This is a genomic window from Streptomyces sp. NPDC000878, assembly GCF_053599695.1.
Window position 1 is genome coordinate 168,155 of record NZ_JBSFMT010000010.1, and the last position, 24,574, is coordinate 192,728.

The window sequence follows — 24,574 nt, forward strand, 5'->3', positions numbered from 1 at the left end:
AGGCGTTGTCCACCACCGTCATCGAGCAACTCGTAGAGGCCCGTCTCGTCGCCGCCGCACCGCGGATGCCGAGCATTCCCGCAACGCTCACCTACGACCGGAGCGACCCGTTCGCGGTCCGGATGACCTTCCCCGCGCCGGCCACACTGGAGGGCGTGGAGGTCTGCTGGACGTTCGCCCGTGAACTCCTCTCCGACGGCATGCGGGAGCCGCAGGGCCACGGCGACGTCCGGGTGCGGCCGTACGGCTACGACCGCACGGTCCTGGAGTTCCACGCCCCCGAGGGCACCGCGGTCGTCCATGTCCGCTCGGGCGAGCTGCGCCGCTTCCTCGCGGCCACCACGGAGCTGGTGCCCGTCGGCCTGGAGCACCTGCAGACCGACCTGGACCACGACCTGGCGGAGCTGATGCGCGACGCCCTGTGACAGCCCCTGTGGCAGCTCCGTTTAATGCTTTGACAGCCTGAAACGCCTCTTCCTACGCTTGCAGCGGTCCTGTTGCCGTCGATTGGAGAAGGACGTTGCTCTACTGAGGTCCTGAGACACCGCGCCCCACACCCTCCAGTGGTGTGTGTGCGCAGCGTGCGACCTCGGTGTTCGAGCCGTCCGTGCCTCCCTCCGGAGCAGGGCCTTTCTCGTGTCACCCGGACACTCCCGCCCGCCGCCCGTCGGTGTCTCGATACGCGCTTGCCCAGACCGCATCAAGCAACCGCGAGGCCGTATGTCCGCCACCACCTCCATCGCCATCACCTCCCTGTCCTTCGCCTGGCCCGACGGCACCGCCGTCTTCGAGGGCCTCGACGTCGCCGTCGGCCCCGGCCGCACCGGGCTCGTCGGCGTCAACGGCTCAGGAAAATCAACCCTGTTGAAGCTGATCGCCGGTCAGCTCCGGCCCGCCGACGGCACCGTCCGTGTCGCGGGCGACATCGGCTACCTCCCGCAGAACGTCACCCTCGACACCGCCCTGCGCGTCGACGAGGCACTCGGCATCGCCGCCAAGCGGGCCGCGCTGCACGCCATCGAGGCGGGTGACGTGGCCGAGGGGCACTTCGAGACGATCGGCGACGACTGGGACGTAGAGGAACGCGCCCTGGTCACGCTCGGCGAACTCGGGCTCGGCCACATCGAGTTGGACCGCACGATCGGCGAGATCTCGGGCGGCGAGTCGGTCCTGCTGCGGCTGGCCGCGCTGCTCCTCGCCCGCCCGGACGTCCTCCTGCTGGACGAGCCGACCAACAACCTCGACCTGTACGCGCGTCGGCGCCTCTACACCGCTGTCTCGTCCTGGCCCGGGGTGATGGTCGTGGTCAGCCACGACCGTGAACTCCTGGACCTGGTCGACCAGATCGCCGATCTGCACTCCGGCGAGGTCACCTGGTACGGCGGCAACTTCTCGGCGTACGAGGAAGTGCTCGCCACCGAACAGGAGGCCGCCGAGCGGATGGTGCGCGTCGCCGAGGCCGATCTGAAGAAGCAGAAGCGCGAACTGGTCGACGCCCAGGTCACTTTGGCCCGGCGCAAGCGGTACGGGCAGAAGATGTTCGACCAGAAGCGCGAGCCGAGGGCTGTCATGCGGGTGCGCAAACGCACGGCGCAGGTGTCCGCCGGCAAGTACCGCATCCTGCACGAGGAGAAGCTCGCCGGCGCGAAGGAACGCCTCGACGAGGCGGTGGACGCCGTACGGGACGACGACGAGATCCGCGTCGACCTGCCGTACACGGCCGTACCGCCGGGCCGTACCGTACTCACGCTCCTGGACCTGGAGTTGGCGTACGGAGCGAGCGCGGGCTCCTTCGATCTGCGCGGGCCGGAGCGGGTCGCGCTGATCGGGCGCAACGGGGCGGGCAAGACGACGCTGCTGCGGACCATCTCCGGGGAGCTGGCACCGGTCTCCGGCGAGGCACACGCGCACGTGCCGCTGCGATTTCTGCCGCAGCGGCTCGACGTTCTCGACGACGAGCTGACCGTCGCGGAGAACGTGGCCCGGTTCTCGCCCGCCGCCACCAACAACCGGGTCCGTGCCCGGCTGGCCCGCTTCCTGTTCCGGGGCGCCCGCGCCGACCAGCCGGCGGCGACCCTGTCGGGCGGCGAACGCTTCCGCGCCGCCCTGGCCGCCCTGATGCTGGCCGAGCCCGCACCCCAGCTGCTGATGTTGGACGAGCCGACCAACAACCTGGACATGGCGAGCGCACGACAGCTCACGACGGCCCTGGAGTCGTACGAGGGCGCACTGATCGTCGCCAGCCACGACCTGCCGTTCCTGGAGTCGATCGGGATCACCCGGTGGCTGCTCCTCGACGGCGAACTGAGGGAGATCTCCCCGGAGGAGGTGGGCTGACCGACGGGCGGCCGACGGGCTGATCGAGGCGTTCCAGGCAGGGGTGCGGGCCCCTGTCTGACCTCCGGGGCTTTTGTCCGCACCGGCCCGCCCTGCATGATGTGCGCGGACGCCCCCTGCGATTCGGAGTTCCGCCCGTGCCCAGCAAGAAAGCCCTCATACGCCGCCCCAGCCCGCGCCTGACCGAGGGCCTCGTCACGCACATCGAGCGTGAGGAGGTCGACGCCGGCCTCGCCGCACGGCAGTGGGAGGCGTACGCGGAGGCGCTGCGCACGCACGGCTGGGAGACCGTCGAGGTCGATCCGGCGGACGACTGCCCGGACTCGGTGTTCGTCGAGGACGCGGTGGTCGTCCACCGGAACGTCGCGCTGATCGCCCGGCCCGGCGCCGAGTCCCGGCGCGGTGAGACGGGCGGCGTCGAGGAGGCGGTGGCCCGCCTCGGCTGCTCCGTGAACTGGGTCTGGGAGCCGGGCACCCTGGAGGGCGGTGACGTCCTCAAGATCGGCGACACCCTCTACGTCGGGCGGGGCGGACGGACGAACGCCGCCGGTGTGCAGCAGCTCAAGGCCGTGTTCGAACCGCTCGGCGCCCGGGTCGTCGCCGTACCGGTGAGCCAGGTGCTGCATCTGAAGTCGGCGGTCACGGCGCTGCCGGACGGGACCGTGATCGGGTACCCGCCGCTGGTGGACACCCCGTCCCTCTTCCCGCGCTTCCTGCCGGTGCCGGAGGAGTCGGGAGCGCACGTGGTGCTGCTGGGCGGCGGGAAGCTGCTGATGGCGGCGAGCGCGCCGAAGACGGCCGAGCTGCTCGCCGACCTCGGGCACGAGCCGGTGGTCGTCGACATCAGCGAGTTCGAGAAGCTCGAGGGCTGTGTGACATGCCTCTCGGTGAGACTCCGGGATCTGTACATCTGACCGGGCGATCGGGGTACCCGTTCAGCTCTGGACCTGCGGGTCCGGGGCCGTGGCGCGTATCGGCCGTGAACCCGCTGATCAGCGATCTTTACCGCACTCTTAACCTACGGTCGCGTAACCTACGGAAACGTAGCCTACGATGCCGTAGGTTACGTACTGGAAGCCCGCTCACCCGCTCGCACGTCATTCTGGAGCATTCATGACGATCACTTCTCCGCACCTCGGCAGCCCGTCCGGCGCCTGGACCGACGCCCGGCTGCTGTTCGCCCTGGAAGAAGTGGTCGAGACGGAACTCAACCGGCACCTGAAGGTCGCCAAGGACTGGATGCCGCACGAGTACGTGCCGTGGAGCGACGCCCGCAACTTCCCCGGTTTCTTCGAGGACGGCGAGGCCTGGGGCAAGGAGCAGTCCAAGGTCACCGAGCTGGGCCGGATCGCCCTGGTCGTCAACCTGCTCACCGAGGACAACCTCCCCAGCTACCACCACGAGATCGCCAGCCTGTTCGGCCGCGACGGCGCCTGGGGCACCTGGGTGCACCGCTGGACGGCCGAGGAGGGCCGGCACGGCATCGTGATGCGCGACTACCTGCTCGCCTCGCGCGCGGTCGACCCGGACCAGCTGGAAGCCTTCCGGATGGCCCACATGGCCGAGGGCTTCGAGTCGGACAACCGGCACTCGATGCTGCACTCGGTGGCCTACGTCGCCTTCCAGGAGCTGGCCACCCGCGTCTCGCACCGCAACACCGGCCACCAGTCGGGCGACCCGGTCTGCGACCGCATGCTGGCCCGCATCTCGACCGACGAGAACCTGCACATGGTTTTCTACCGGAACCTGCTGAAGGCCGCCTTCGACCTCGCTCCCGACCTGACCATGCAGGCGGTCCGGGACGTGATCGTCAACTTCCGGATGCCCGGTCACGGCATGCCCGGCTTCGAGCGGGCCGCCGCGCAGATGGCGATCGGCGAGGTCTACAACATGCGCATCCACCACGACGACGTCCTCCAGCCCGTCCTGCGCCACCTGAAGGTCATGGACATGGGCGACCTCGGCCCCGAGGGTCTCCAGGCGCAGGAGGAGCTGGGCATGTTCATGGGCGGCCTGGACTCGGAGGCCTCGAAGTTCGACGAGAAGCTCGCGGCCCGCAAGGCCCGCATGGCGGCCCGCGCCGCCGGCTGACCGACCTCGGCCCTCCGGTCGCTCGGATCCGCCTAGGGATCTCCGCGCCGGTGATCCCGGCCGGCCCGCTTTCCGCCGGGGCCCGCGGCGGAGCCGCTGACATCACAGCCCCCGGAAACTCACTCGTACGCCGTCACCTCGTCCAGCGCCGCGTCCCGTACGTCGGCCTCGGGGTGGCGGCGCAGTGCTGTCAGCCGCTCGCGCCAGGGCGCGGCCCAGTCCGTACGGCTGCCCAGCGCCCCGGTGACGGCCACCGCGAGCAGCCCCTCGGCATGGCCGCCGTGGGCGGTCAGACGGCCGACCTCGGCCAGCAGCACCTCGGGGTCACCCTCCTGTTCCCGGCACTCCAGGCGTGTGCCGAGTTCACCGGCGGTGCGGACGGCGAGGGCGGGGCGGCCCGCGGTGAGCGCGGCCAGCTGTCCGAGAGGGGGCGGCTGGGCGTCGAGGTCCAGGTGGTACGCCGCCAGGGTCGCGGCCTGCGGTACGTGGGTGTCGTACCTGGCGAGCAGCTCGCTCGCGGCGAGGGCGGCGGGCCGGGCGGATGCGGCGGCCGGTCTGCCGTACTGGACGAGGCAGGAGACGACGTACTCGACCCGACGCCGGGCCGGACGGTCGCGCCGCTCCCCCGCGTCCAGGTCGGCGTCGTCGGCCGCCGGGTGCTCGGCGAGGGTCCGCAGGGCCTCCAGGAGCCAGTGCGCGCCCTGCGGGGAGCCCTCGGCGACGGTCACCAGGCCTCTGGCCGCCACATGCCAGTTCGTCCGGTCGTCGAGGTTGGTCGCGGCCCGGACCAGCACCGCGGGCGCGTCCGGCGACCAGGGCGTCCAGTGGGCCAGGGCGCCGAGGGCGAGGGCTGCGGTCTCGGGGTCGTCGGTGGCGCACACGGCGTGTACGAGGTGGGCGTAGCGCTCGCGGTGGGGTTCGGGCAGGTCGAGGGGGCCGACCCGCAGCACGGCCCGGCGCAGCACCGGCTCGGCGACGGCCGCGTCACGCAGCACCTCCCAGACCGGTTCGTGCGCCACGAGCGCGCCCGCGAAGGCCACACACGCGGTACGGACGTCGCGGTGGGCGCCGGGCCGCCCGTACGTCTCGCAGAGCAGCGTCGCGGCCGACGGCGCCGGGAGCCGGGTCGCGGCGAGCCGGACCGCCTCCTTGCGGCTGGTCACCTTGACGTCCGGCGCGCGCAGCACCTCGGCCAGCTGTCCTGCCAGCAGCGACGGCGGCGCGTACCGGGAGGCCCGGGTGGCCGCGTGGACGGCGACGCGGGCCCGGTCGCCGCCCGCGTGCGCGAGCAGGTCGGGCAGCGCCTCGTGGGGCCGGTCGGTGCGGGAGAGCGCGGCGAGAGCGGCCTCGGCGAGGACGACGTCCCCGGAGCCGGTCCACTGCCGTACGAGCGCGGCGCCGAACTCCGGGACGTACGCGGCCTGTTGAATCGCGCCGACCCGACGGTACAGCGGCAGCGCGGAGTCGTCGGCGACGTCCGCCAACTGCCGTACGAACTCTCGCTGTTGGCGGGGTCGCCAGCGTCGGACGCCGTCGTGGCCCGGTGCGGTCCAGGTCTCGCGCTTCGGGAGGAAGCGGCCGTACGGCGGGGTCTCGGCGAGGAACGGGTCGAGCAGGTCGGTGCGGCGGCGGGCGAGGATGTGCCAAACCGACGGCAGTGCTCCGGCGGAGGGTTCGTGGGCGAGGATGCGCGCGACGCGTTCGTCGCGGGTGGTGCGCGGCTCCAGCCAGAGGCCGATCGCCGTGCGTACGGTCTCGTCCTTGCCGCCGTAGCGGATCGCCTGCCAGAGCAGGTCCTGGAGTTCGGCCATGCCCGCGGCACGGCGTCCGACGGCGCGGGCGAGGGCGAACGTGAGGCTGTAGTCGGCCTTTTCGGCGCCCGCCTCGATCCATGGGCGCAGCGCCTCGTACACACGGTGTTCCTGGCCGCGTGCGAGGGTCCGGTCGAGGCGGCCGAGGTCGGCGGTACCGGTGTGGCCGGTGATGCGGACCAGGGTGCGCAGCGCCCAGTTCACCAACTCCCGTGGCCCGCCCGCCGCGTGCTCGCGCAGCACCGCCAGCGCGAGGGTGCTGAGCCGCTGCCGGGTGAGGGCGGAGGAGTCGCGGGACTCGACGGCGTCGGCGGTGATCCGGTCGAGGTGCGGTTCGGCGTCCTCGGTGAACAGCGCCGCGCGGATGTCGGCCAGCGCCCCCAACGCGGCCGAGCGAACGGGGTCCTGCTCGTTCCGCAGCCGTCCCATGTCCGCCAGTACGGCGGTGACCGCGGCCGGGTCGGCGGAGCGCGCGGCGTTGCGGATCAGCAACGGCCAGGCCAGGGCGCGGTCTTCGGCGGCGGGGCGGCGGGTGGCGTCGATGAGCGCGGCGCGTGCCTCCTCGACGGGCAGGAACGATTCGACGAGGAGTACGGCGTGCCAGGCGGCGCCTCGCTCACGGGCGGCGGCGGCCATCCGGCGCGCCTCGTCGGGTGCGTGGGTGCGCGGCAGCGCCGCCAGGATCGCGTGGTCGACGGTGACGGAAGCCGTACCCCGGCCCTCCTGCACGGCCGTGAGGAAGGCGTGGCGGTTGGCGGGTGGCATGGCGGCGAGCAGCACCGGGAGGTCTCCGGAAGCAGCCAACACCCTTCCATGGGCGATGAGTTCGGGAGCCCCGGAGCGGGCCAGCGTGCGCAGCACGGAGGTGTTCAGCCGGCGCACACCCAGGCCGGCCCAGCCGGGCGTGCCGAGCAGGCGCAGTACGCGCTCGGGGGCCTCGGCGGCGAACATGCCCATACGGGAGGTGAGTTGACGGGGGAACACTCTGGGCGGCCGTCGCTCCAGGAAGCCGAGGACGCGCAGGGGGTCGTGCGGCGCGACGGCGGCCACGGCTGCGGCGAAGGCCTCCCACCAGGAGTCGTTCAGCGCGGTCGGCAGTTCGGCCAACTCCCGCTCCACCACGTCGAGCAGGAGGTCCGGATGGCGTCGGGCGAGCGCCCGGCAGCCGTCGAACGCATGGAACAGCTCAGGCAGCAGCCGCGCCACCGTGTCCGCAGTACACCCGGGCAGGAGTCGTGCCGCCTCGGCGTCGCCCCAGTCCTGCCGCACTCCGTCCAGCAGCCGGTCGGCGAGTGCGGTGCGCCCGCCCGCGACGATCGCGCGCAGCAGGTCCCGGCGTACCGTCTCGGAGGCGTCGGTGAGCCCCGACTCGTAGGCGGAGTCGGGGATTTGAAGGCTGTCGGCGGCCCGCAAGGCATGCCCGCGCACAAAGGGGTCGGGGTCGACGATCCGGTCCGCGATCCATTCGGTGTCGCGACCGACGGCCGCGGCGACGACCGCGAGGTCACGTCCGTACGACCCGCGTTCCTCCAGCTCCGTCAGCACCGGTCGCAGCGGTGTGAACTCCCTTGCGCGTGCGGCGAGTTCGCGCATGCGCTGCGGGTACGGAAGCGGGTCGAGAGCGTTCAGCAGACTGTCGACCTGCTGCTGCGGGGTACGGGGCATGAGCTGGATTGTGCCCGCTCGGAAGCGGTCGGCGTACGGGAATTGCCGTCCGAGAGGTCAGCGGGAGGTCAGTGGGTGGTGGGCGAGGTGCGCCGGAGGTGGAGCCGTTCCTTCTCGGAGAGACCGCCCCAGACGCCGAACCGTTCGTCGTTGCTGAGCGCGTACTCCAGGCAGGCGGGGCGCATCTCGCACATCCCGCAGATGCGCTTCGCCTCGCGCACCGAGCTGCCGGGCTCGGGAAAGAAGAAGTCGGCCCCGGTCTCCGCGCACAGGGCCTGCGCCTGCCAGGCGCCGTCCATCGGGGTGATCGTCTCGTAGTGCATGCACGAGATCGTGCCGGACGGCGAAAAACGTTCGCTCAACGTCCGATCAACGCCGGATGCAGGAGCCGTCCATCGCGCGGCCCCGGCATCCCGCCGTTCGTAGGATCATGCTCCCGTCGGATGCGCGAGCGCACGGCGGCGCGCGGAGTGTCTTGGAACAAGGCGCGTCTCCCTCTTCACCCAGGGTGACCGCCTCCAGCGCCCACCGCGCACTGCGGCACTCCGGCAGCGATTGTCAGTGGGCGGTGCAAGACTCGGCAGAGCAGGCAACGGGTCCCTCGCAGAAGGCGGGGCCCCACAGAGGAGGGCAAAGATGCTCACCACCCGTTTCGTGACCGGCGCTCCGAACTGGATCGATCTCGGCACCCCCGACATCGAGGGTGCCACCGCCTTCTACCGTGCGCTCTTCGGCTGGGACTTCCGGTCGGCGGGCCCCGAGGCCGGCGGGTACGGCTTCTTCCAGCTGGGCGGGAGGACCGCCGGGGGCGGCATGCAGATGACCGAGGAGCAGGGGGGTGCGCCGTCCTGGACGGTGTCCTTCCAGACCCCGGACGTCGACGCCACCGTCAAGGCCGCCGAGCAGGGCGGGGGTGCCGCGCCGATGCCCCCCATGGACGTGATGGACGCGGGCCGGATGGCCGTCCTCACCGACACCGCCGGCGCCGTCTTCGGCCTCTGGCAGCCCGCCCGGATCAAGGGCCTCGAAGTGACCGGCGAGCCCGGCTCCCTGTGCTGGGTGGAGCTGTACACGCATGACGTGCCCAAGGCCGCCGCGTTCTACGGCAAGGTGCTGGGTCTGGAGACGTCGGGGGTGCAGTTCCCGGGCGGCTCGTACACCTGTGTCAACCCGGCGGGCGCCGGGGAGGACGGGATGTTCGGCGGCGTCATCGACATCGCCGACGACCCGACGGGCACGGAAACCACCCCGTACTGGCTCCCGTACTTCGAGGTCCCCGACACCGCCGCGACGGTCGCCAAGGCCCAGGAACTCGGCGGCCAGATCCGAATGCCGGCCACGGAGGTGGAGAGCGTAGGCACCGTCGCCAAACTGACGGACCCGTACGGGGCCCGCTTCGCGGTGATCAAGAGCGTGCAGGTGTAGCGCCCCAAAGGGGCGCGGGGAACTGCGCGACCAGCCACGACGGCGCCGCAGCGGACCGACAACCCAACGCGGCACCCCCAGTGGAGTGCCTAAGCCGAGGCGCGCCGAACCAGCGTCGTCGGCAGCACCACACTCGACGCCGCGTCCACCCCGCCGCCCAGCAACAGCCGCGCCATCAACCTCCCCATCTCCTCTATCGACTGACGCACCGTGGTCAGCGGCGGGTCGGTCTGCTCGGCGACCGCCAGCATGTCGTCGAAGCCAACCACGGCAACATCCGACGGCACCCCCCGCCCACGTTCACGCAGAACACGCAACGCACCCGACGCAGCAAGATCGTTCGCGGCAAACACGGCATCCAAGTCCGGACGCCGGTCCAACAGCTCCCGCATCGCCCGCTCCCCGCCCGCCGGAGTGAAGTCGCTCTCGGCGATCAGCCGCGGGTCGGCGTCGGGCGCGACCTCCCGGAACCCGTCGAGCCGGTCCGCCGCCGAGGTCTGGTCGAGGGGGCCCGTGATGTGCGCGATGCGCGTCCGCCCCAGGTCGACGAGATGCCGTACGGCCGCCCGCGCGCCGCCCCGGTTGTCGCTGTCGACGTACACGGCATCGCGTGTGCCCTCGCTCCACCCGGGCCGGCCACCGAACACGGTGGGCACGCCGGCGCGCTGGACCAGGCCGGGCAGCGGGTCGTCGAGGTGCAGGGAGAAGACGAGGGCCCCGTCGACATGCCCGCCGGCGAGATACCGGCCGACGCGGGAGTGGTCGTCGCGCCCCTCGGTGAGCAGCAGCACGAGCTGGGAGTCGTGGGCCGTCAACTCCTTGCTGATGCCCCGGAGTTGGAGGGCGAAGAAGGGGTCGGCGAAGACCCGGGTCTCCGGTTCGGCGATGACGACGGCGACGGCGTCGTGCCGCCGGGTCACCAGGGAGCGGGCCGCCTGGTTGGGCACGTACCCGAGTTCCTCCACGGCCTGCCTGACCCGTTCGACAAGGGGTTCGCGCACGCCGTCCCCGCCGTTCACGACACGTGACGCGGTGGCCCGGGAGACACCTGCCCGTGCGGCCACGGCCTCCAGGGTGGGACGCGACGCGGTCTCGGTCACTTCGGGGCTCCTCATCGGCGGTTGCCGATCAGGATAGTCCCGGACTGGCACCGGATGAGAGCGCTCTCGGAGCCGGTCAGTGCTCGTGCGAAAGCTGCGACTCCCCCGCCCCACCAGAAGCACCAGACGCACCCGCAGCGCCCTCCGCACCCACAGCGCCCTCAGCACTCGCGGCACCGTGCGGCTCGTACCCGGGAATCGTCCCGTCCGTCTTCCGTACCAGGAACAGCCCCGCCATCCCCATGTCCGAGTGGCTCTGCACATGGCAGTGGTACATCCACGCGCCCGCGCCGACCCCCTCCCCCGCGATCACCTGGAAGCCGAAGGAGTCCGCCGGGCCCACGATCTTGTTGTCGAGGACCTGACTCGGGTCGTCGGGGCCGGTGAGCAGGCCGGTGCGGTTGTCCGCCCAGCGATGACCGTGCATATGGAAGGTGTGGTAGTACTCGCCGTGCGTGATCATCACGAACTCGACGCGATCCCCCACCGTGGCCTCGAAGTTGGGGCTCTGGTGGCCGGGCCGGTTGTTGATCGTCATGTCGTTGAAGACGATCGTGTACGTGGTGTCCGGGAGGATGTCTCCCTTGCGCCGGACGATCACCGGGCCGTAGAGGCCCTTGCGGATGCCGCCGGTGCCGTGTTCGGTGCCGACGACATGGTCGTGGTAGTGCCAGTAACCGGCGCTGCCCGCCCGCCAGGTGCCGTCCGTGCGACGGCCCGGGGAGTGGGTGCGCCAGGTGTAGGTGCGGCTGCCGCCGGGCTCGACCTCGCTGTGCGACAGTTTCGTCCCGTCGCTGGAGATCTCGTAGTCCAGGCCGTGGACGTGCAGACTCACGGCCACCTCCGTCGTGTTCTCCAGGGTGATGTGCGCAGTGTCGCCCTCGTTCAGCTCGATCAGCGGGCCGGGGACGGACGCGGTGCCCTTCGCGAAGCCGTAGCCCATCTGCCCGTCGACGAGCCGCTCGGCGTACAGCTGGATGTGCCGTACCTCGCCGCCGGCCGGGGCCGTCTTCGGGGGTAACGCGGCTGTGGCGGTCGCGCTGCCCGCCTCCGGGGCGACCGACAACGATGTCGCGACGGCCGCGCCGCCGAGCAGCATCCGCCGGTTGAAGTCACGTCTGTCCATGCCGAACTCCCCACCCTGGTACGGAAGATGCGCAGCGGGAACGAGAGGAACCGCTGAGACGGTAGCGGCCCGCCACCCGTTTATCCACACCCAGGACAAAGTTCGTGCGATCCCGGTCATACCTCTTGGCGGGCCGTCCAAAGGGGTCTAGCTTCCTTGGCGTTTGCTGTGACCGAAGAGGGGTGGGTGACCACATGCGGTTCACATCGCATCAAAAACCTATGGCTTTACGAGAGTTGAGTGGGCGGAGACGGGCCTGGGCGGCCACCGTGGCCGCCACGGTCGTCACCGCAGGGCTGCTGTCGGGGCCGGCCGCAAATGCGCGGCCGGCCCCCGAGCCCTCCGTGACAACGATGTCCGTCAAGTCGCCGCCCGGCGGCAGCGGTGTACGTGTCCTGGTCTTCCACGGTTCGGCGGCGGCCGGGGACGAGTCTCCGGTCGTGAACGCCGGGATCGAGGCGATCGAGCGGATCGGGCTGTCCGGCCCGGTGGAGCAGCGCTACGAGGTCGAAGCCACAGGCGACGCCTCCGTGTTCACGGACGGGGCCCGGCTCGGGACCTTCAACGCGATCGTCTTCCTGACCGGGGGCGGTGACGTCCTCGACCCGGAGCAGGAGGCCGGGCTGGAGACGTACATGGAGGCCGGCGGCGGTTTCGTCGGTGTCCATGACGCGGCCCGGGCGGAACCGTACTCCGACTGGTTCACGGGGCTGGTGGGCGCCCGACCGGCGGCGACCAGTCCAACGGCCGTGCAGCGGGCGACCGTTGAGGTCGGTGACCGGAGGCATCCGGCCACCAAGGACCTGCCGGTGCAGTGGAAGCGGCCGGACCAGTGGCTGAACTGGGTGAAGAACCCGTCCGGCGAGGTGCACACCGTGGCCCGGGTGCGCGAGTCGACGTACCAGCCCGGTGCGAGCGCCAACGGCTGGGACCACCCGGTGAGTTGGTGCCGTGACTACGACGGCGGACGTTCCTTCTACACCGCGATGGGCGGCACGGTGTCGTCGTACGACGAGACGGACTTCCGTACCCATCTGCGCGGGGCGCTGCTGTGGACGACCCGGCTGGCCCAGGCCGACTGCAAGGCCACCATCAACGGCAGCTACAAGGCGGAGCGGCTGACGCAGCCCAACCAGCCCGGACAGAGCGACCAGATCGGTGAGCCGCACGGGCTGGTGACCGCGCCCGACGGGCGGGTGTTCTACATCGGCCGGGGCGGCGCCGACTCGTCCCAGCCGGTGGTCACCGACTGGAACAACCCGGACATCGGCAAGGGCAAGGGGCAGATCCACGTCTACGACCCGAGGACCAAGAAGGTCACTCTGGCGGGCGAGTTGACCGTCTTCGGCAACAAGGGCGGCGGGGACGAGCTGATCAAGGTCGAGGAGGGGCTGCTCGGGATCGAGCTGGATCCGTCCTTCGAGCGCAACGGCTGGGTGTATCTCCACTACACACCCCACTCGCGGATCAACCGCGACACCAGGATGGCCGAGCGGTACGTCTCCCGTTTCACGCTCGACCTCGCCACCAACCGGCTCGACCTGAACAGCGAGAAGGTGCTGCTCAAGTGGCCGGTGCAGATCCACAGTTGCTGCCACTCGGGCGGCGGGATGGCCTGGGACTCCCAGGGCAATCTGTACATCGCCACCGGTGACAACAACTCCAGCCAGTTCAGCGAGGGTTACTCCGGCAACAACCCCCAACCGGCCTACAAGGGCGTGTCGTTCGCCGACGCCCGGCGCACCGCCGGCAACACCAACAACCTCAACGGCAAGATCCTGCGCATCCATCCGGAGTCCGACGGCACATACACCCTGCCCCAGGGCAACCTGTTCACGGGACAGGAGACCGACGAGGGCGGCGGCAAGACGCGCGGCGAGATCTATGTGATGGGGGTCAGGAACCCGGCCCGTATCGCCGTCGACAAGACGACGGACACCCTGTACGCGGGCTGGGTCGGTCCGGACGCGGGCGCGCCCTCGACCACCTGGGGCCCGGCGAAGTACGACACGTTCGCCGTCATCACCAAGGCGAGCAACCGGGGTTGGCCGTACTGCATGGGCAACAAGCAGCCCTACCGCGACCGCAATCTGCCCGATCCGTCGAAGCCGCTGGGCTGGTACGACTGCGACCACCCGAAGAACGAGTCGCCGAACAACAACGGCCTGGTCAACCTGCCGCCGGTCACCGGCAACAACATCTGGTACTCGCCCCAGGGCGGTGCCCCGGACTTCCCGCGCGACGCGAACGGCGTCCCGTCCTACAAGCAGGCGGAGAGCACGTATCTGCTGCCGTGGCTGAAGGGCGGCGGCCAGGCCGCGATGAACGGTCCGGTGTACCGCTACGACGCGGCGAGCGCGAGCACGACCAAGTGGCCGGCCTACTGGGACGGCAAGTGGTTCGTCGGCGACTTCTACGACGCCGACCAGCCGCGCAACGCGGTGCTCACCGATCCGAAGACCCAGGGCGACGGCGGACTGCCCGTCCACTCCGAGTCGTTGAAGAAGATCGTGCCGATCGGGAACGACGGCATCAAGAACCTCATGGACTGGAAGTTCGGTCCCGACGGCGCGCTGTACGTCCTCGACTACGGCCGGGGTTTCTTCACCTCGGACGCCAAGTCGGCGCTGTGGCGGGTCACTTACACCGGCGGGGGCCCGACGCCCGCGGTCGGCGATCTCGCGAGGGGAGCAGCGGAGTGACACGCAGACGCAGACACCTCTGGACGGCCCTGTTGGCGTCCCTGTTGATGGTCCTCGGACTGACGTCGGCGGCGGGAGCGCGCACCGCTGCCGAGCCGGCCGCCGAGCCCGCAGCCGCGCAGGTCCTCACCTGGACGGCGGGCGACGACATCACCAAGTACGCCTCCGTACCGGCCACGGCGGTGGCGGGCGCGACGACGATCGTCTTCGAGAACAGTGTGGCGACGGGCAACACCATGGGAATGCCGCACACGTTGACGTTCGACGTCGTGGACCCCGAGTACAACAACGACGTGCCGCTCAACATCCTCGCCAACCCGAACGACGACCAGGGCGGCCGGCACACCGCCGAGGTCACGCTCACCCCCGGCCGCTACCGCTACTACTGCACGATTCCGGGCCACGGCCAGATGCAGGGCATCCTCGTGGTCACGGAGGGCTCCGGCTCCGACACGACGGCCCCGGAGACCTCGGCGACCGTCACCGGTGCGCAGAACTCGCAGGGCCAGTACGTCGGTTCGGCGAGCGTGGCGATCGGCGCGACCGACGAGGGCTCGGGCGTCGACCGGGTCGAGTACGCGATCGGGGCCGACGGCGCCTGGCAGCCGTACACCACGCCGGTCGTGATCGACCAGGTCGGCAGCCATACGGTGCGCTACCGGGCGTTCGACAAGGCGGGGAACGCCGCTGCCGAGAAGAGCGTCGCGTTCACGGTGGTCCCGCCGCCGACGGAGGACACGGCGCCGCCGGAGACCTCGGCGACGGTGAGCGGCGAGCAGAACCCGGACGGGGCGTATCTCGACATGGCGACGGTGACCGTCTCCGCGTCGGACACCGGGTCCGGGGTCAACACGGTCGAGTACGCGGTGAACAGCGGGAGTTGGCAGGCGTACACCGGTCCGGTGATGGTGCATCAGGTCGGCAGCCACACCGTCCGCTACCGCGCCACCGACAAGGCGGGCAACGTCTCCGCCGAGAAGAGCGTCGCGTTCACGGTCGTGGCACAGCCCGCCGAGGACACGACCCCGCCCGTGACCGGCGTGACCGTCGAGGGCACCCGGAACGCGAACGGCGCCTACGTCAACAGCGCCAAGGTGACCGTGAGCGCGACGGATCACGGCGGTTCAGGCGTCGCCACGGTCGAGTACTCGCTCGACGGCGGCCCCTATCTGGCGTACACCGCACCGGTGGTCGTCGACCGGGCGGGCGCGCACACCGTCACGTACCGGGCGAGCGACAAGGCGGGCAACACCAGCGACGCCCGCCCGGTGAGCCTCACGGTCGTGGCGGGCGGCGGGGTTCCGGCGCCCAACTGCCCCGAGTACGACGAGCGGTTGACGGTGATCGTCGGCACGGTCGACTCGGGTGTGCCCAACCGGGTCACCAACAACCGGTGCCGGATAGGCGAGTTGATCGAGGACGAGCGGGAGTGGACGTCCCACGCTCTGTTCCTCAAGCACGTACGGACCGTGCTCGACCAGCTCTTCAAGGACGGCGCCATCGACGAACGCGAGGACGCGGCGATCGACGAGGCGGCCCGCGAGTCCGGCATCGGCAAGCCGGGCCAGACCGAGGGCTACCGCACGATCCTGGACGGTACGCCGGAGTCCTTCGCCAAGTGGCAGCAGGTGGGCGGCGGTTCGTTCGCGCCGAACGGCGACGGGTCGATCACCAGCGGCACGACGGTCGGGGGCCTGGGCATGCTGTGGTTCCCGGAGCGAAAGTACGGCGACTTCTCCCTGAAGCTCCAGTGGCGTGACGACGCACCGGGCACGGGCAACGCCAACTCCGGTGTGTTCGTACGCTTCCCGTGGGTCCACGACCACCCGGAGGAGACCCGCCCGGAATGGGTCGCCATCAAGTACGGGCACGAGGTGCAGGTGCTCGACCGGCCCGACGGCGACATGTACAAGACCGGCTCCATCTACGGCTTCGACCGCGTGGGGCTCGCCGCGGCGGGTGTCACGCAGAAGGGCACCTGGAACGACTACGAGATCCGGGTGGTCGACCAGCACTACTCGATCTACCGCAACGGCGTCCTGATCAACGAGTTCGACAACATCGGCGGCCAGGACTTCACCCCGCCCCGCTCGGACGACCCGGGCACGGACGGCCGACGGTTCGCGTCCGGATACATCGGCCTCCAGGTCCACGGCACGACCGACGTGGTCTCGTACCGGGACATCCGGATCAAGGACCTGTAACCATCTCCGTGTACAGCCAAGTCGGCGAACTCAGTCCTTCCGGGCCCGACTTGGCTGCACACGCTTGGGCTCGCCCGGCATCTTCGGGTACTCCGGGGGATACGGCAGGTCACCGAGTCCGTGCTCGTGTTCGTCGCGCCGGGCGAGTTCGAGCAGGGCGTCGAGGGAGAAGGCGTGGTCGTCCATGTCGGCGTGGACGTCGCCGAGTTGGGCAAACCGTTCGGGCATGGTGGCGAGGTCGAAGTCGCGGGGCTGAGCGTCACCGACCTCGTCCCAGCGCAGGGGTGCGGAGACAGGAGCGTGCGGCCGAGGCCGTACGGAGTAGGCGGAAGCGATGGTGCGATCTCTCGCCGTCTGGTTGTAGTCGACGAAGATCCGCTCCCCGCGTTCCTCCTTCCACCACTTGGTCGTCACCTGCTCCGGCATCCGCCGCTCCAGCTCCCGCCCGACGGCGATCGCCGCCCGCCGCACCTGCGTGAACGTCCACCGCGGCTCGATCGGCACGAAGACATGCAGCCCCCGCCCGCCGGAGGTCTTGGGCCAGCCTCGCAGCCCCCCGAACTCGTCGAGCACGGCCCGCAGTTCGTGCGCGGCGCGGACGGCGTCGCCGTAGTCCGTACCGGGCTGCGGGTCGAGGTCGATGCGCAGTTCGTCGGGGCGGTCGACATCGGCGCGGCGCACCGGCCAGGGGTGGAAGGTGAGGGTGCCGAACTGGGCGGCCCACAGCACGGCGGCGACCTCGGTCGGGCACATCTCGTCCGCGCTGCGACCGCTGGGAAAGGTGATGTGGGCGGTCGGAATCCAGTCGGGCATGTTCTTGGGCGCCCGCTTCTGGAAGAAGTTCTCGCCGGCCACCCCGTCCGGATACCGCTCCAGGGTGGTGGGCCGGTCACGCAGCGCACGCAGGATGCCGGGGCCGACGGCGAGGTAGTACTGGGCGAGATCGAGCTTGGTGAAGCCACGCTCCGGAAAGAAGATCTTGCCGGGGCTGGACAGCCGTACCGTCCGCCCGAACGCCTCCAGCTCCACCGCTTCACCCATGTGAGTCACGGTAGGCGTACCGCGTGAAGCTCGCATACCGGGCGATTACGGGCGGGGGCGCGCAGAATCGAGCTATGGATCTGCCGGTCATGCCCCCCGTGAAACCCATGCTCGCCAAGTCCGTGGCCAGGATCCCCCCGGACATGCACTACGAGGCGAAGTGGGACGGCTTTCGGGCCATCGTGTTCCGGGACGGCGCCGAGGTCGAGATCGGGAGCCGTACCGGAAAGTCCCTGACCAGGTACTTTCCCGAGCTGGTGGCCGCCCTGCGGGAGCGGTTGCCCAAGCGGTGTGTGGTGGACGGGGAGATCGTGATCGCGCTCGGTGGGCGGCTCGACTTCGACGCGCTGACCGAGCGGATCCACCCGGCCGCGTCCCGGGTGCGGACGCTGGCCGAGCGGACGCCCGCCTCGTTCGTCGCGTTCGATCTGCTGGCGCTGGCCGACGAGTCGCTGCTCGACGTTCCGCTGACCGACCGGCGCGCGCTGCTCACCATGGCCTTGTCCGGCGTAACCGCGCCCGTGCATGTGGCGCCGGCGACCACGGACATCGAGGTGGCCCAGCGGTGGTTCGAGCAGTACGAGGGGGCCGGGCTCGACGGTGTCATCGCCAAGCCGCTCACCCTGCTCTACCGGCAGGACGAGCGGGCGATGTTCAAGATCAAGCACGAGCGGACGGCCGATGTCGTGGTCGCCGGGTACCGGCTGCACAAGAGCGGGCCGATCGTGGGTTCGCTGCTGCTCGGGCTGTACGACGCCCGGGGCACCCTCCAGCACGTCGGGGTGAGCGCCGCGTTCCCGATGAAGCGGCGGGCCGAACTCGTCGAGGAGCTGGAGCCGCTGCGGCTGGCGGACGTGAGCGAGCATCCGTGGGCCGCCTGGGCGGACGAGGCGGCGCACGAGGCCGCGCGGCTGCCGGGGGCGCCGAGCCGGTGGTCGACGAAGAAGGACTTCTCGTGGATCCCGTTGCGGCCCGAACTGGTGGCCGAGGTGGCGTACGACCACATGGAGAACGGGGTGCGCTTCCGGCACACGGCCCGCTTCCGCCGCTGGCGCCCGGACCGTACGGCCGACAGCTGCACGTACGACCAGTTGGAGGAGCCGGTGGGGTACGACCTCGCGGAGATCCTCGGCCCGGAGGGCTGAGGTCACCCCCGGGGGACCTCACACGTGGGCCGTTCGGCCCCTTCACCGCGCGCGATCAGAATCAATCGGGTATGGCCACCAATGAACAGATAAGCGCACAATCGTAGATACGGACTGGTGGCGACGGTGGACATGCGACAGATCGCGCGAACGGCACGCACACGGCGCCGCGGAACGGCCACGGCGGCGCTGGTGGCCGCCGCCCTGACGGCCTCCCTGATGGCCGGCTGCACCTCGGGCGACCGCCCCTCGGACGACGGCCGCGGGCAGACCCACAGCCGCAGCCAGGAACCCGACCAGCGCGAATCCGAGGGGCACGACCCGATGAGTGCCGGCTCGGCCCTCGCCGTGAAGATCGACAACGTCCGCGCGGCCCGCCCCCAGACGGGCCTGGAGGCGGCGGACATCGTGTACGCCGAGCAGGTCGAGGGCGGTCTGAGCCGGCTGATGGCGGTGTACGCGACGCGGCTGCCGAAGGCCGTCGGGCCGGTGCGCAGCGCACGCGAGTCGGACCTGGAGCTGCTGCGTCAGTTCGACGAGCCGACGCTCGCCTTCTCCGGGGCCCAGGGCAAGCTGCTGCCGCTGATCGACAAGGCGCCACTGAACGCCGAGTCGCCGTCGTCGGCCGCTTCCGGCGCGTACTACCGGGGCGCCGGCAAGGCGGCACCGCACAACCTCTACCTGCGACCACAGCGGCTGCTCGACGCCGCACCCGGAGCGGCGGCGCTGACGACCGGCTTCCGGTACGGCGCCGCCCCCGAGGGCGGGACCCCGGCCGACTCGCGCACCGTCCGCTTCCCGTCGGCGCGCTTCACGTTCACCTGGGACGCGGACCGGCACGCCTGGCTGGTGTCGATGGACGGCACCCCGGCCCTCGCGACCGACGGCGAGCGGCTCGCCGCTCCGACGGTCGTCGTGCAGTACGTGAAGGTGCGCGAGTCACGGTTCCACGACGTCCTCGGCAACAACTCGCCGTACACCCAGACCGTGGGCTCGGGCCGGGCCCAAGTCCTGCGCGACGGGCGGGTGTTCGAGGTGGAGTGGCGGCGCGGGTCGGCCGCGGACGGGACGGACTTCACGACGGCGGACGGTACGCCGGTGAACTTCGCGAAGGGCCAGGTGTGGGTGGTGTTCGCGACGGCGTGACCAAGTCCCCGTACGGCTCAGGCGCGGTGGCCCAGGCGTTCCTCGATCGCCGACTCCGCGTCGGCCCTGGCGGCGCCGAGCGCCTCCCGTGCCTCCTCGGCCGAGGCGAAACCGAGGGCCGCCGCCAGCTCCGGCCAGCCGGTGCCCGCGGCGAGCAGTGCCTCGGCGGCGGCTCCGGCGGCGACGAGCGAGGCGCGGCGGGCACGGTCGAGTTCGGCGAGCGTACGCAACATGTCGGGCGCCGTCGCGGCATCGGCGAGACCGCCCTGGGCCGCGCGCCGGGCCTGGTCGGCGGTGACCCACCAGTCGGCAGGGGTGTGCGGGGGCCGGGTGCCGAGGGTCGGGCTCACGGGGGGTTCGCCTTCCGTGCCGGGTGGCGTGCTGCGTGGAACCCCAGGGTAGCCCCGCGATCCGAACAGTGGAACTACTGGTCCGTCCAGCGGACCAATGGCACCCCATCGCCACCACCGGCGATCGCGGTCACCCATCGCCGACCCGGTCAGCCCATGGCCGACTTGCGACCGACCACCTCACACGCGATCGGCCACCTCACGCCTCGAACGGCAGCCCCGCCCGCCCCAACTCCCCCGCCGCCCCGCGCAGCGCCCCCGCGAACCGCGTCACCCGCTCCTGCGTGAACCTCGTACTCGGCCCGCCGAAGGACAGCGCGGCCACCACGGCCCCGGTTCTCCCCCGCACCGGCACCGCCACCGCCGACAGACCCTCCTCGCGTTCGCCGTGACTCACGGCGTACCCGTGGTCGCGGGCCTCCTCGATCCAGGTCCGCAGGGTCGCCAGATGCGCGGCCCCGTGCGGCGAGGCCTCCGCGACCCGGAGCAGCAGCGCGTCGGGGGCGTCGAGGAGCAGGGCCTTGGCCACGCCGCCCGCCCAGAGCGGGAGTTCGTCGCCCACCCGCACGACCTGGCGCAGCGCCTGCGGTCCCTCCTCCTGGGCGATGCAGACACGGCGGATGTCCCGGCGTACGTACAGATGCACGGTCTCCTTGTGCTCGGCGGCGAGGTCGCGCAGCAGCGCCTGGGCCGCGGCCGGCAGTCGCCAGGCCTGTTCGGCGAGCCGGGACCAGCGCAGCAGTGCGGGGCCCGCGATGTAGCGGCCGTGCTCGTCGACCCAGAGGAGCCCGTTGAGCCGCAGGGTCTGGAGCAGTCGCAGCACGGTGGTCTTCGGCAGCCCGGAGGCGCTGACGATCTCGCGGATGGTCAGCGCGGGGCGGACCTCGTCGAAGAGTCCGAGGATGTCGATGGCCCGCTGGACGGTACGCATCCCCGCGGGTTCGGACTCGGTCGCGGCCCCTGCCCCTGCCCCGGATGCTCCGGCTGCCATCGCTGTTCCTCCTCGGCTCCGGACCGGCCGTCCCATGGTCAGGGCGGCGGTCTCGCCCCTGCACGGTATCCGTTCCAGGTCCGCTGGGCGGACCCGGTGGCAGGAAGCGAACCAGGTCAGCGCTGGGAGGCGAGCGGTTCCGCCGGGTTGCGCAGGCCTTCCGCGGCGTCGGCGACGCGCTGGATGAGGTCGAGGAACACGCTCTGTTCGTCGGCGGAGAGCGGGGCCAGGAAGACCTGGTTCATCCGGGCCGTCCGCACGGTCAGCTTGCGGTGGGTGCGCACCCCGTCGTCCGTGGGGCGCAGCAGGGAGCGGCGGCCGTCCTCCGGGTCGCGCACCTTGTCGATGAGGTCCCGGCGGCCGAGCCTGCTGACGACCTCGGCGACCGTGGACCGGTCGAGGCCCACCCGCTCCCCGACCGTGCGCTGGTCCATGCCGGGTTCGGCGACCAGCGCGTTGAGGACCGCGAACTGCGGTGAGGTGATCTCCTCGGAGACCATCGTGTTCCACAGCAGGTAGTGCGCCTGCTGCAGTCGCCGGGCGAGGTGCCCGGGGTGGGTGGAGAGGTCCACCGCGGCCATGTCAGCTCCTGGGGTCGTCTGCATGGGCGTACAGAATTTCGTTGGTGTACTGACGATACAGCCCTCCCCTCCCCCCTGTCTCCCGTCTGAACACAGGCCTTCCACCTGCTATTTTCCCACCCCTCTTGACGGCGTGACCCGTGGGTGGCAGCGTGAAGGAAACCTTGCTGAAATACTCAGTGCCCTGAGTAATCGCGCACAGGGACACACGGAAGACGCTCGGAAGAGATGGGGCTTCACGGATGGACAAGGTGGTCGCCACAGCCCTGGAGGCGGTGGCCGATGTGCCGGACGGCGCGTCGCTCGCGGTGGGCGGGTTCGGGCTCAGCGGAGTGCCGAACGTGCTGATCCAGGCGTTGTACGAGCGCGCGGTCTCGGGCCTGTCGGTGGTGTCCAACAACTGCGGGGCCATGGAGTCCGGCCTCGCGGTACTGCTCGCGGCGGGCCGGATCGCCCGCGTCACCGGCTCGTACATCGGCGCGAACAAGGAGTTCGCCCGCCAGTACCTGGCCGGTGAACTGGAGGTCGAGCTGATCCCGCAGGGCACGCTCGCCGAGCGGCTGCGCGCCGGCGGCGCCGGTATCCCCGCCTTCTTCACGCCCGCCGGCGTCGGCACCCAGGTCGCCGAGGGCGGACTGCCCTGGCGGTACGACGGCCAGGGCGGCGTCTCGCTGGCCTCACCGCCGAAGGAGGTACGGGAGTTCGACGGCACGGAGTACGTGCTGGAGCGCGGTATCCGCACCGACTTCGCGCTGGTCAGGGCCGCCAAGGGCGACCGGCACGGCAACCTCGTCTTCAACAAGTCGACCCGGAACTTCAACCCCCTCGCGGCCATGGCCGGCCGGATCACGGTCGCCGAGGTCGAGGAGCTGGTCGAGCCCGGCGAGATCGACCCGGACGCCGTGCATCTGCCGGGCATCTTCGTGCAGCGGGTCATCGCCCTCACCCCCGAGCAGGCGAGCGCCAAGATGATCGAGCAGCGGACGGTGAGCAGCTGATGGCCTGGACACGTGAGGAAATGGCCGCGCGGGCCGCACGCGAGCTGCGCGACGGGCAGTACGTCAATCTCGGCATCGGGCTGCCGACGCTGATCCCCAACTACCTCCCGGCCGACGTCGAGGTGATCCTGGAGTCGGAGAACGGCATCCTGGGCACCGGCCCCTACCCGACCGACGACCATGTCGACCCCGACCTGATCAACGCGGGCAAGGAGACGGTGACCGTGCTGCCGGGCGCCTCCTTCTTCGACTCGGCGCTCTCCTTCGGGATGATCCGGGGCGGGCACATCGACGTCGCCGTGCTGGGCGCCATGCAGGTGTCCGCCGGGGGCGACCTGGCGAACTGGGCGATCCCGGGCAAGCTGATCACCGGGATCGGCGGCGCCATGGACCTCGTGCACGGGGCCCGCACGGTCATCGTGGTCATGACGCACACCGCGAAGGACGGCTCCCCGAAGATCCTGGAGCAGTGTGAACTCCCCCTCACCGGCAAGGCGTGTGTGAACCGGGTCATCACCGATCTGGGTGTTCTCGACGTCAACGAGGACGGGCTGGTGCTCGTCGAGACCGCGCCGGGTGTCACGGTCGAGGAGATCGTGACGAAGACCGCCGCGAAGGTCCGTATCCCCGAGGAGATCCAGTCGTGAGCCGTCTCAAGGACGTCTACATCGTCGACGCCGTCCGCACCCCGATCGGCCGCTACAACGGTGGCCTCGCGTCGGTGCGCCCGGACGACCTCGGCGCCCACGCCATCCGTGAACTCCTCGCCCGTACGCCCGACCTGGACCCCTCGCGCATCGAGGACGTCTACTTCGGCAACGCCAACGGCGCCGGCGAGGAGAACCGCAACGTCGCCCGCATGGCCGGCCTGCTCGCCGGGCTGCCCACCTCCGTCCCCGGGGTGACGGTCAACCGCCTGTGCGCCTCCGGCCTCGAAGCCGTGATCCAGGCCGCGCGCGCCATCGCCGTCGGCGACGCCTCCATCGCGCTCGCCGGTGGCGTGGAGTCGATGACCCGGGCGCCGTACGTGCTGCCCAAGAACGACCGGCCCTTCCCCGCCGGGCACACCGAGCTGTACTCGACCACCCTCGGCTGGCGCATGACCAACCCGAAGATGGATCCGCAGTGGACCATCCCGCTGGGCGAGTCCGCCGAACTCATCGCCGACAAGCACAAGATCAGCCGCGAGCAGCAGGACGAGTTCGCCCTCGCCAGCCACCAAAAGGCCGCCGCGGCACAGCAGTCGGGCCTGTTCGACGCCGAACTCGCCCCCGTCAGCATCCCCCAGCGCAAGGGCGACCCGGTCGTCTTCGGCGCCGACGAGTCCGTACGTGCCGACGCCTCCCTGGCGGCCATGGCCAGGCTCAAGCCGTCCTTCCGCACGGAAGGCGGCACGGTCACGGCGGGCAACGCCTCCCCGCTCAACGACGGCGCCGCCGCCCTGCTTCTGGTGGACGAGGAGGGGCTGAAGGCCACCGGCCGCGAACCCCTCGCCCGGGTCTCCGCGACCGGCGTCTCTGCCATCGACCCGGACTACTTCGGCCTCGCCCCCGTCGAAGCCGTCAACCGGGCACTCGCCAAGGCGGGCAAGGCATTTGACGATCTGTCAACTCTCGAACTGAACGAGGCGTTCGCCGCCCAGGTCCTCGGCTGTGTCGCCGAATGGCCCGAGTTCGACCCGGCGATCCTCAATCCGCAGGGCGGGGCCATCGCCATCGGCCACCCGCTCGGCGCATCCGGCGCCCGCCTCGCCGGGACCGTCGCCCACCAACTCGCCCGCCAGGGCACGGGAGTCGGTGTCGCCACCCTCTGCATCGGCGTGGGCCAGGGCCTCGCCCTCGTCCTCGAACGCTAGGAACTC

Annotated in this window: 20 protein-coding genes; 12 read left to right on the plus strand and 8 right to left on the minus strand. The window is 70.9% G+C overall.

What is annotated here, in order from left to right; all coding sequences use genetic code 11:
• Positions 1–65: 65 nt before the first annotated feature.
• The 4 genes from ACWDR4_RS12555 (at position 66) to ACWDR4_RS12570 (ending at position 4,428) form a co-directional block, all read left to right on the plus strand.
• Positions 66–425 (plus strand): SsgA family sporulation/cell division regulator, encoded by a 360-nt coding sequence (locus ACWDR4_RS12555; protein ID WP_450407435.1) that lies wholly within the window; start codon positions 66–68, stop codon positions 423–425.
• A 295-nt stretch (positions 426–720) separates the two neighbouring features.
• Positions 721–2,337, plus strand: a complete 1,617-nt coding sequence (locus tag ACWDR4_RS12560; RefSeq protein ID WP_450407352.1) for an ABC-F family ATP-binding cassette domain-containing protein — start codon at positions 721–723, stop codon at positions 2,335–2,337.
• Between the two features lie 137 nt (positions 2,338–2,474).
• Complete coding sequence (gene ddaH, locus ACWDR4_RS12565) at positions 2,475–3,251, plus strand: dimethylargininase (protein WP_450407354.1); 777 nt, start codon at positions 2,475–2,477, stop codon at positions 3,249–3,251.
• A 199-nt stretch (positions 3,252–3,450) separates the two neighbouring features.
• Positions 3,451–4,428, plus strand: coding sequence for an acyl-ACP desaturase (locus ACWDR4_RS12570; protein WP_450407357.1), 978 nt, complete (start codon positions 3,451–3,453; stop codon positions 4,426–4,428).
• Positions 4,429–4,547: 119 nt separating this feature from the next.
• Here ACWDR4_RS12570 and ACWDR4_RS12575 read toward each other — a convergent pair whose 3' ends face one another.
• Positions 4,548–7,904: a hypothetical protein gene (locus ACWDR4_RS12575; protein ID WP_450407359.1), complete on the minus strand. Its 3,357-nt coding sequence runs from the start codon at positions 7,902–7,904 to the stop codon at positions 4,548–4,550.
• 68 nt (positions 7,905–7,972) lie between these two features.
• Positions 7,973–8,227, minus strand: a complete 255-nt coding sequence (locus ACWDR4_RS12580) for a WhiB family transcriptional regulator (RefSeq protein WP_450407361.1) — start codon at positions 8,225–8,227, stop codon at positions 7,973–7,975.
• A 313-nt stretch (positions 8,228–8,540) separates the two neighbouring features.
• Here ACWDR4_RS12580 and ACWDR4_RS12585 point away from each other — a divergent pair, with 313 nt between their 5' ends.
• Positions 8,541–9,329, plus strand: coding sequence for a VOC family protein (locus ACWDR4_RS12585; protein ID WP_450407364.1), 789 nt, complete (start codon positions 8,541–8,543; stop codon positions 9,327–9,329).
• Between the two features lie 89 nt (positions 9,330–9,418).
• Here the strand turns inward: ACWDR4_RS12585 and ACWDR4_RS12590 are convergent, their stop codons facing one another.
• On the minus strand, positions 9,419–10,429 hold the full coding sequence (locus ACWDR4_RS12590) for a LacI family DNA-binding transcriptional regulator (protein ID WP_450407366.1): 1,011 nt from the start codon (positions 10,427–10,429) through the stop codon (positions 9,419–9,421).
• Positions 10,430–10,505: 76 nt separating this feature from the next.
• A complete protein-coding gene (locus ACWDR4_RS12595) occupies positions 10,506–11,555 on the minus strand; it encodes a multicopper oxidase domain-containing protein (RefSeq protein ID WP_450407368.1) in 1,050 nt (349 codons plus the stop codon).
• 221 nt (positions 11,556–11,776) lie between these two features.
• On the opposite strand from ACWDR4_RS12595, the gene ACWDR4_RS12600 reads away from it, so the two are divergent.
• Positions 11,777–14,257 (plus strand): ThuA domain-containing protein, encoded by a 2,481-nt coding sequence (locus tag ACWDR4_RS12600; RefSeq protein ID WP_450407371.1) that lies wholly within the window; start codon positions 11,777–11,779, stop codon positions 14,255–14,257.
• Between the two features lie 47 nt (positions 14,258–14,304).
• On the plus strand, positions 14,305–16,461 hold the full coding sequence (locus ACWDR4_RS12605) for an OmpL47-type beta-barrel domain-containing protein (RefSeq protein WP_450407438.1): 2,157 nt from the start codon (positions 14,305–14,307) through the stop codon (positions 16,459–16,461).
• A gap of 30 nt (positions 16,462–16,491) precedes the next feature.
• On the opposite strand, the gene ligD is transcribed toward ACWDR4_RS12605, so the two are convergent.
• Complete coding sequence (gene ligD, locus ACWDR4_RS12610) at positions 16,492–17,502, minus strand: non-homologous end-joining DNA ligase (protein ID WP_450407374.1); 1,011 nt, start codon at positions 17,500–17,502, stop codon at positions 16,492–16,494.
• Between the two features lie 74 nt (positions 17,503–17,576).
• Between ligD and ACWDR4_RS12615 the strand changes: the two genes are divergently transcribed.
• Together ACWDR4_RS12615 and ACWDR4_RS12620 are read left to right on the plus strand one after the other, a co-directional pair.
• Positions 17,577–18,647: an ATP-dependent DNA ligase gene (locus ACWDR4_RS12615; RefSeq protein ID WP_450407376.1), complete on the plus strand. Its 1,071-nt coding sequence runs from the start codon at positions 17,577–17,579 to the stop codon at positions 18,645–18,647.
• Between the two features lie 132 nt (positions 18,648–18,779).
• Positions 18,780–19,793, plus strand: coding sequence for a DUF3048 domain-containing protein (locus ACWDR4_RS12620; RefSeq protein WP_450407441.1), 1,014 nt, complete (start codon positions 18,780–18,782; stop codon positions 19,791–19,793).
• 17 nt (positions 19,794–19,810) lie between these two features.
• Here the strand turns inward: ACWDR4_RS12620 and ACWDR4_RS12625 are convergent, their stop codons facing one another.
• The 3 genes from ACWDR4_RS12625 to ACWDR4_RS12635 form a co-directional block, all read right to left on the minus strand.
• On the minus strand, positions 19,811–20,143 hold the full coding sequence (locus ACWDR4_RS12625) for a hypothetical protein (protein WP_450407379.1): 333 nt from the start codon (positions 20,141–20,143) through the stop codon (positions 19,811–19,813).
• 199 nt (positions 20,144–20,342) lie between these two features.
• Complete coding sequence (locus ACWDR4_RS12630) at positions 20,343–21,134, minus strand: IclR family transcriptional regulator (RefSeq protein WP_450407382.1); 792 nt, start codon at positions 21,132–21,134, stop codon at positions 20,343–20,345.
• A 116-nt stretch (positions 21,135–21,250) separates the two neighbouring features.
• The gene (locus ACWDR4_RS12635) at positions 21,251–21,715 is read right to left on the minus strand and encodes a MarR family winged helix-turn-helix transcriptional regulator (protein WP_450407384.1); all 465 of its coding nucleotides are present in this window, start codon (positions 21,713–21,715) and stop codon (positions 21,251–21,253) included.
• 242 nt (positions 21,716–21,957) lie between these two features.
• Between ACWDR4_RS12635 and ACWDR4_RS12640 the strand changes: the two genes are divergently transcribed.
• Genes ACWDR4_RS12640 through ACWDR4_RS12650 form a run of 3 tightly spaced genes read left to right on the plus strand, consistent with a single transcriptional unit; the run spans position 21,958 to position 24,568 of the window.
• Positions 21,958–22,713 (plus strand): CoA transferase subunit A, encoded by a 756-nt coding sequence (locus ACWDR4_RS12640; protein WP_235473584.1) that lies wholly within the window; start codon positions 21,958–21,960, stop codon positions 22,711–22,713.
• Positions 22,713–23,360, plus strand: coding sequence for a CoA transferase subunit B (locus ACWDR4_RS12645; RefSeq protein ID WP_450407387.1), 648 nt, complete (start codon positions 22,713–22,715; stop codon positions 23,358–23,360). Before ACWDR4_RS12640 ends, ACWDR4_RS12645 begins: the two co-directional genes overlap by 1 nt.
• The gene (locus ACWDR4_RS12650; protein WP_450407389.1) at positions 23,357–24,568 is read left to right on the plus strand and encodes a thiolase family protein; all 1,212 of its coding nucleotides are present in this window, start codon (positions 23,357–23,359) and stop codon (positions 24,566–24,568) included. Before ACWDR4_RS12645 ends, ACWDR4_RS12650 begins: the two co-directional genes overlap by 4 nt.
• Positions 24,569–24,574: the final 6 nt, after the last annotated feature.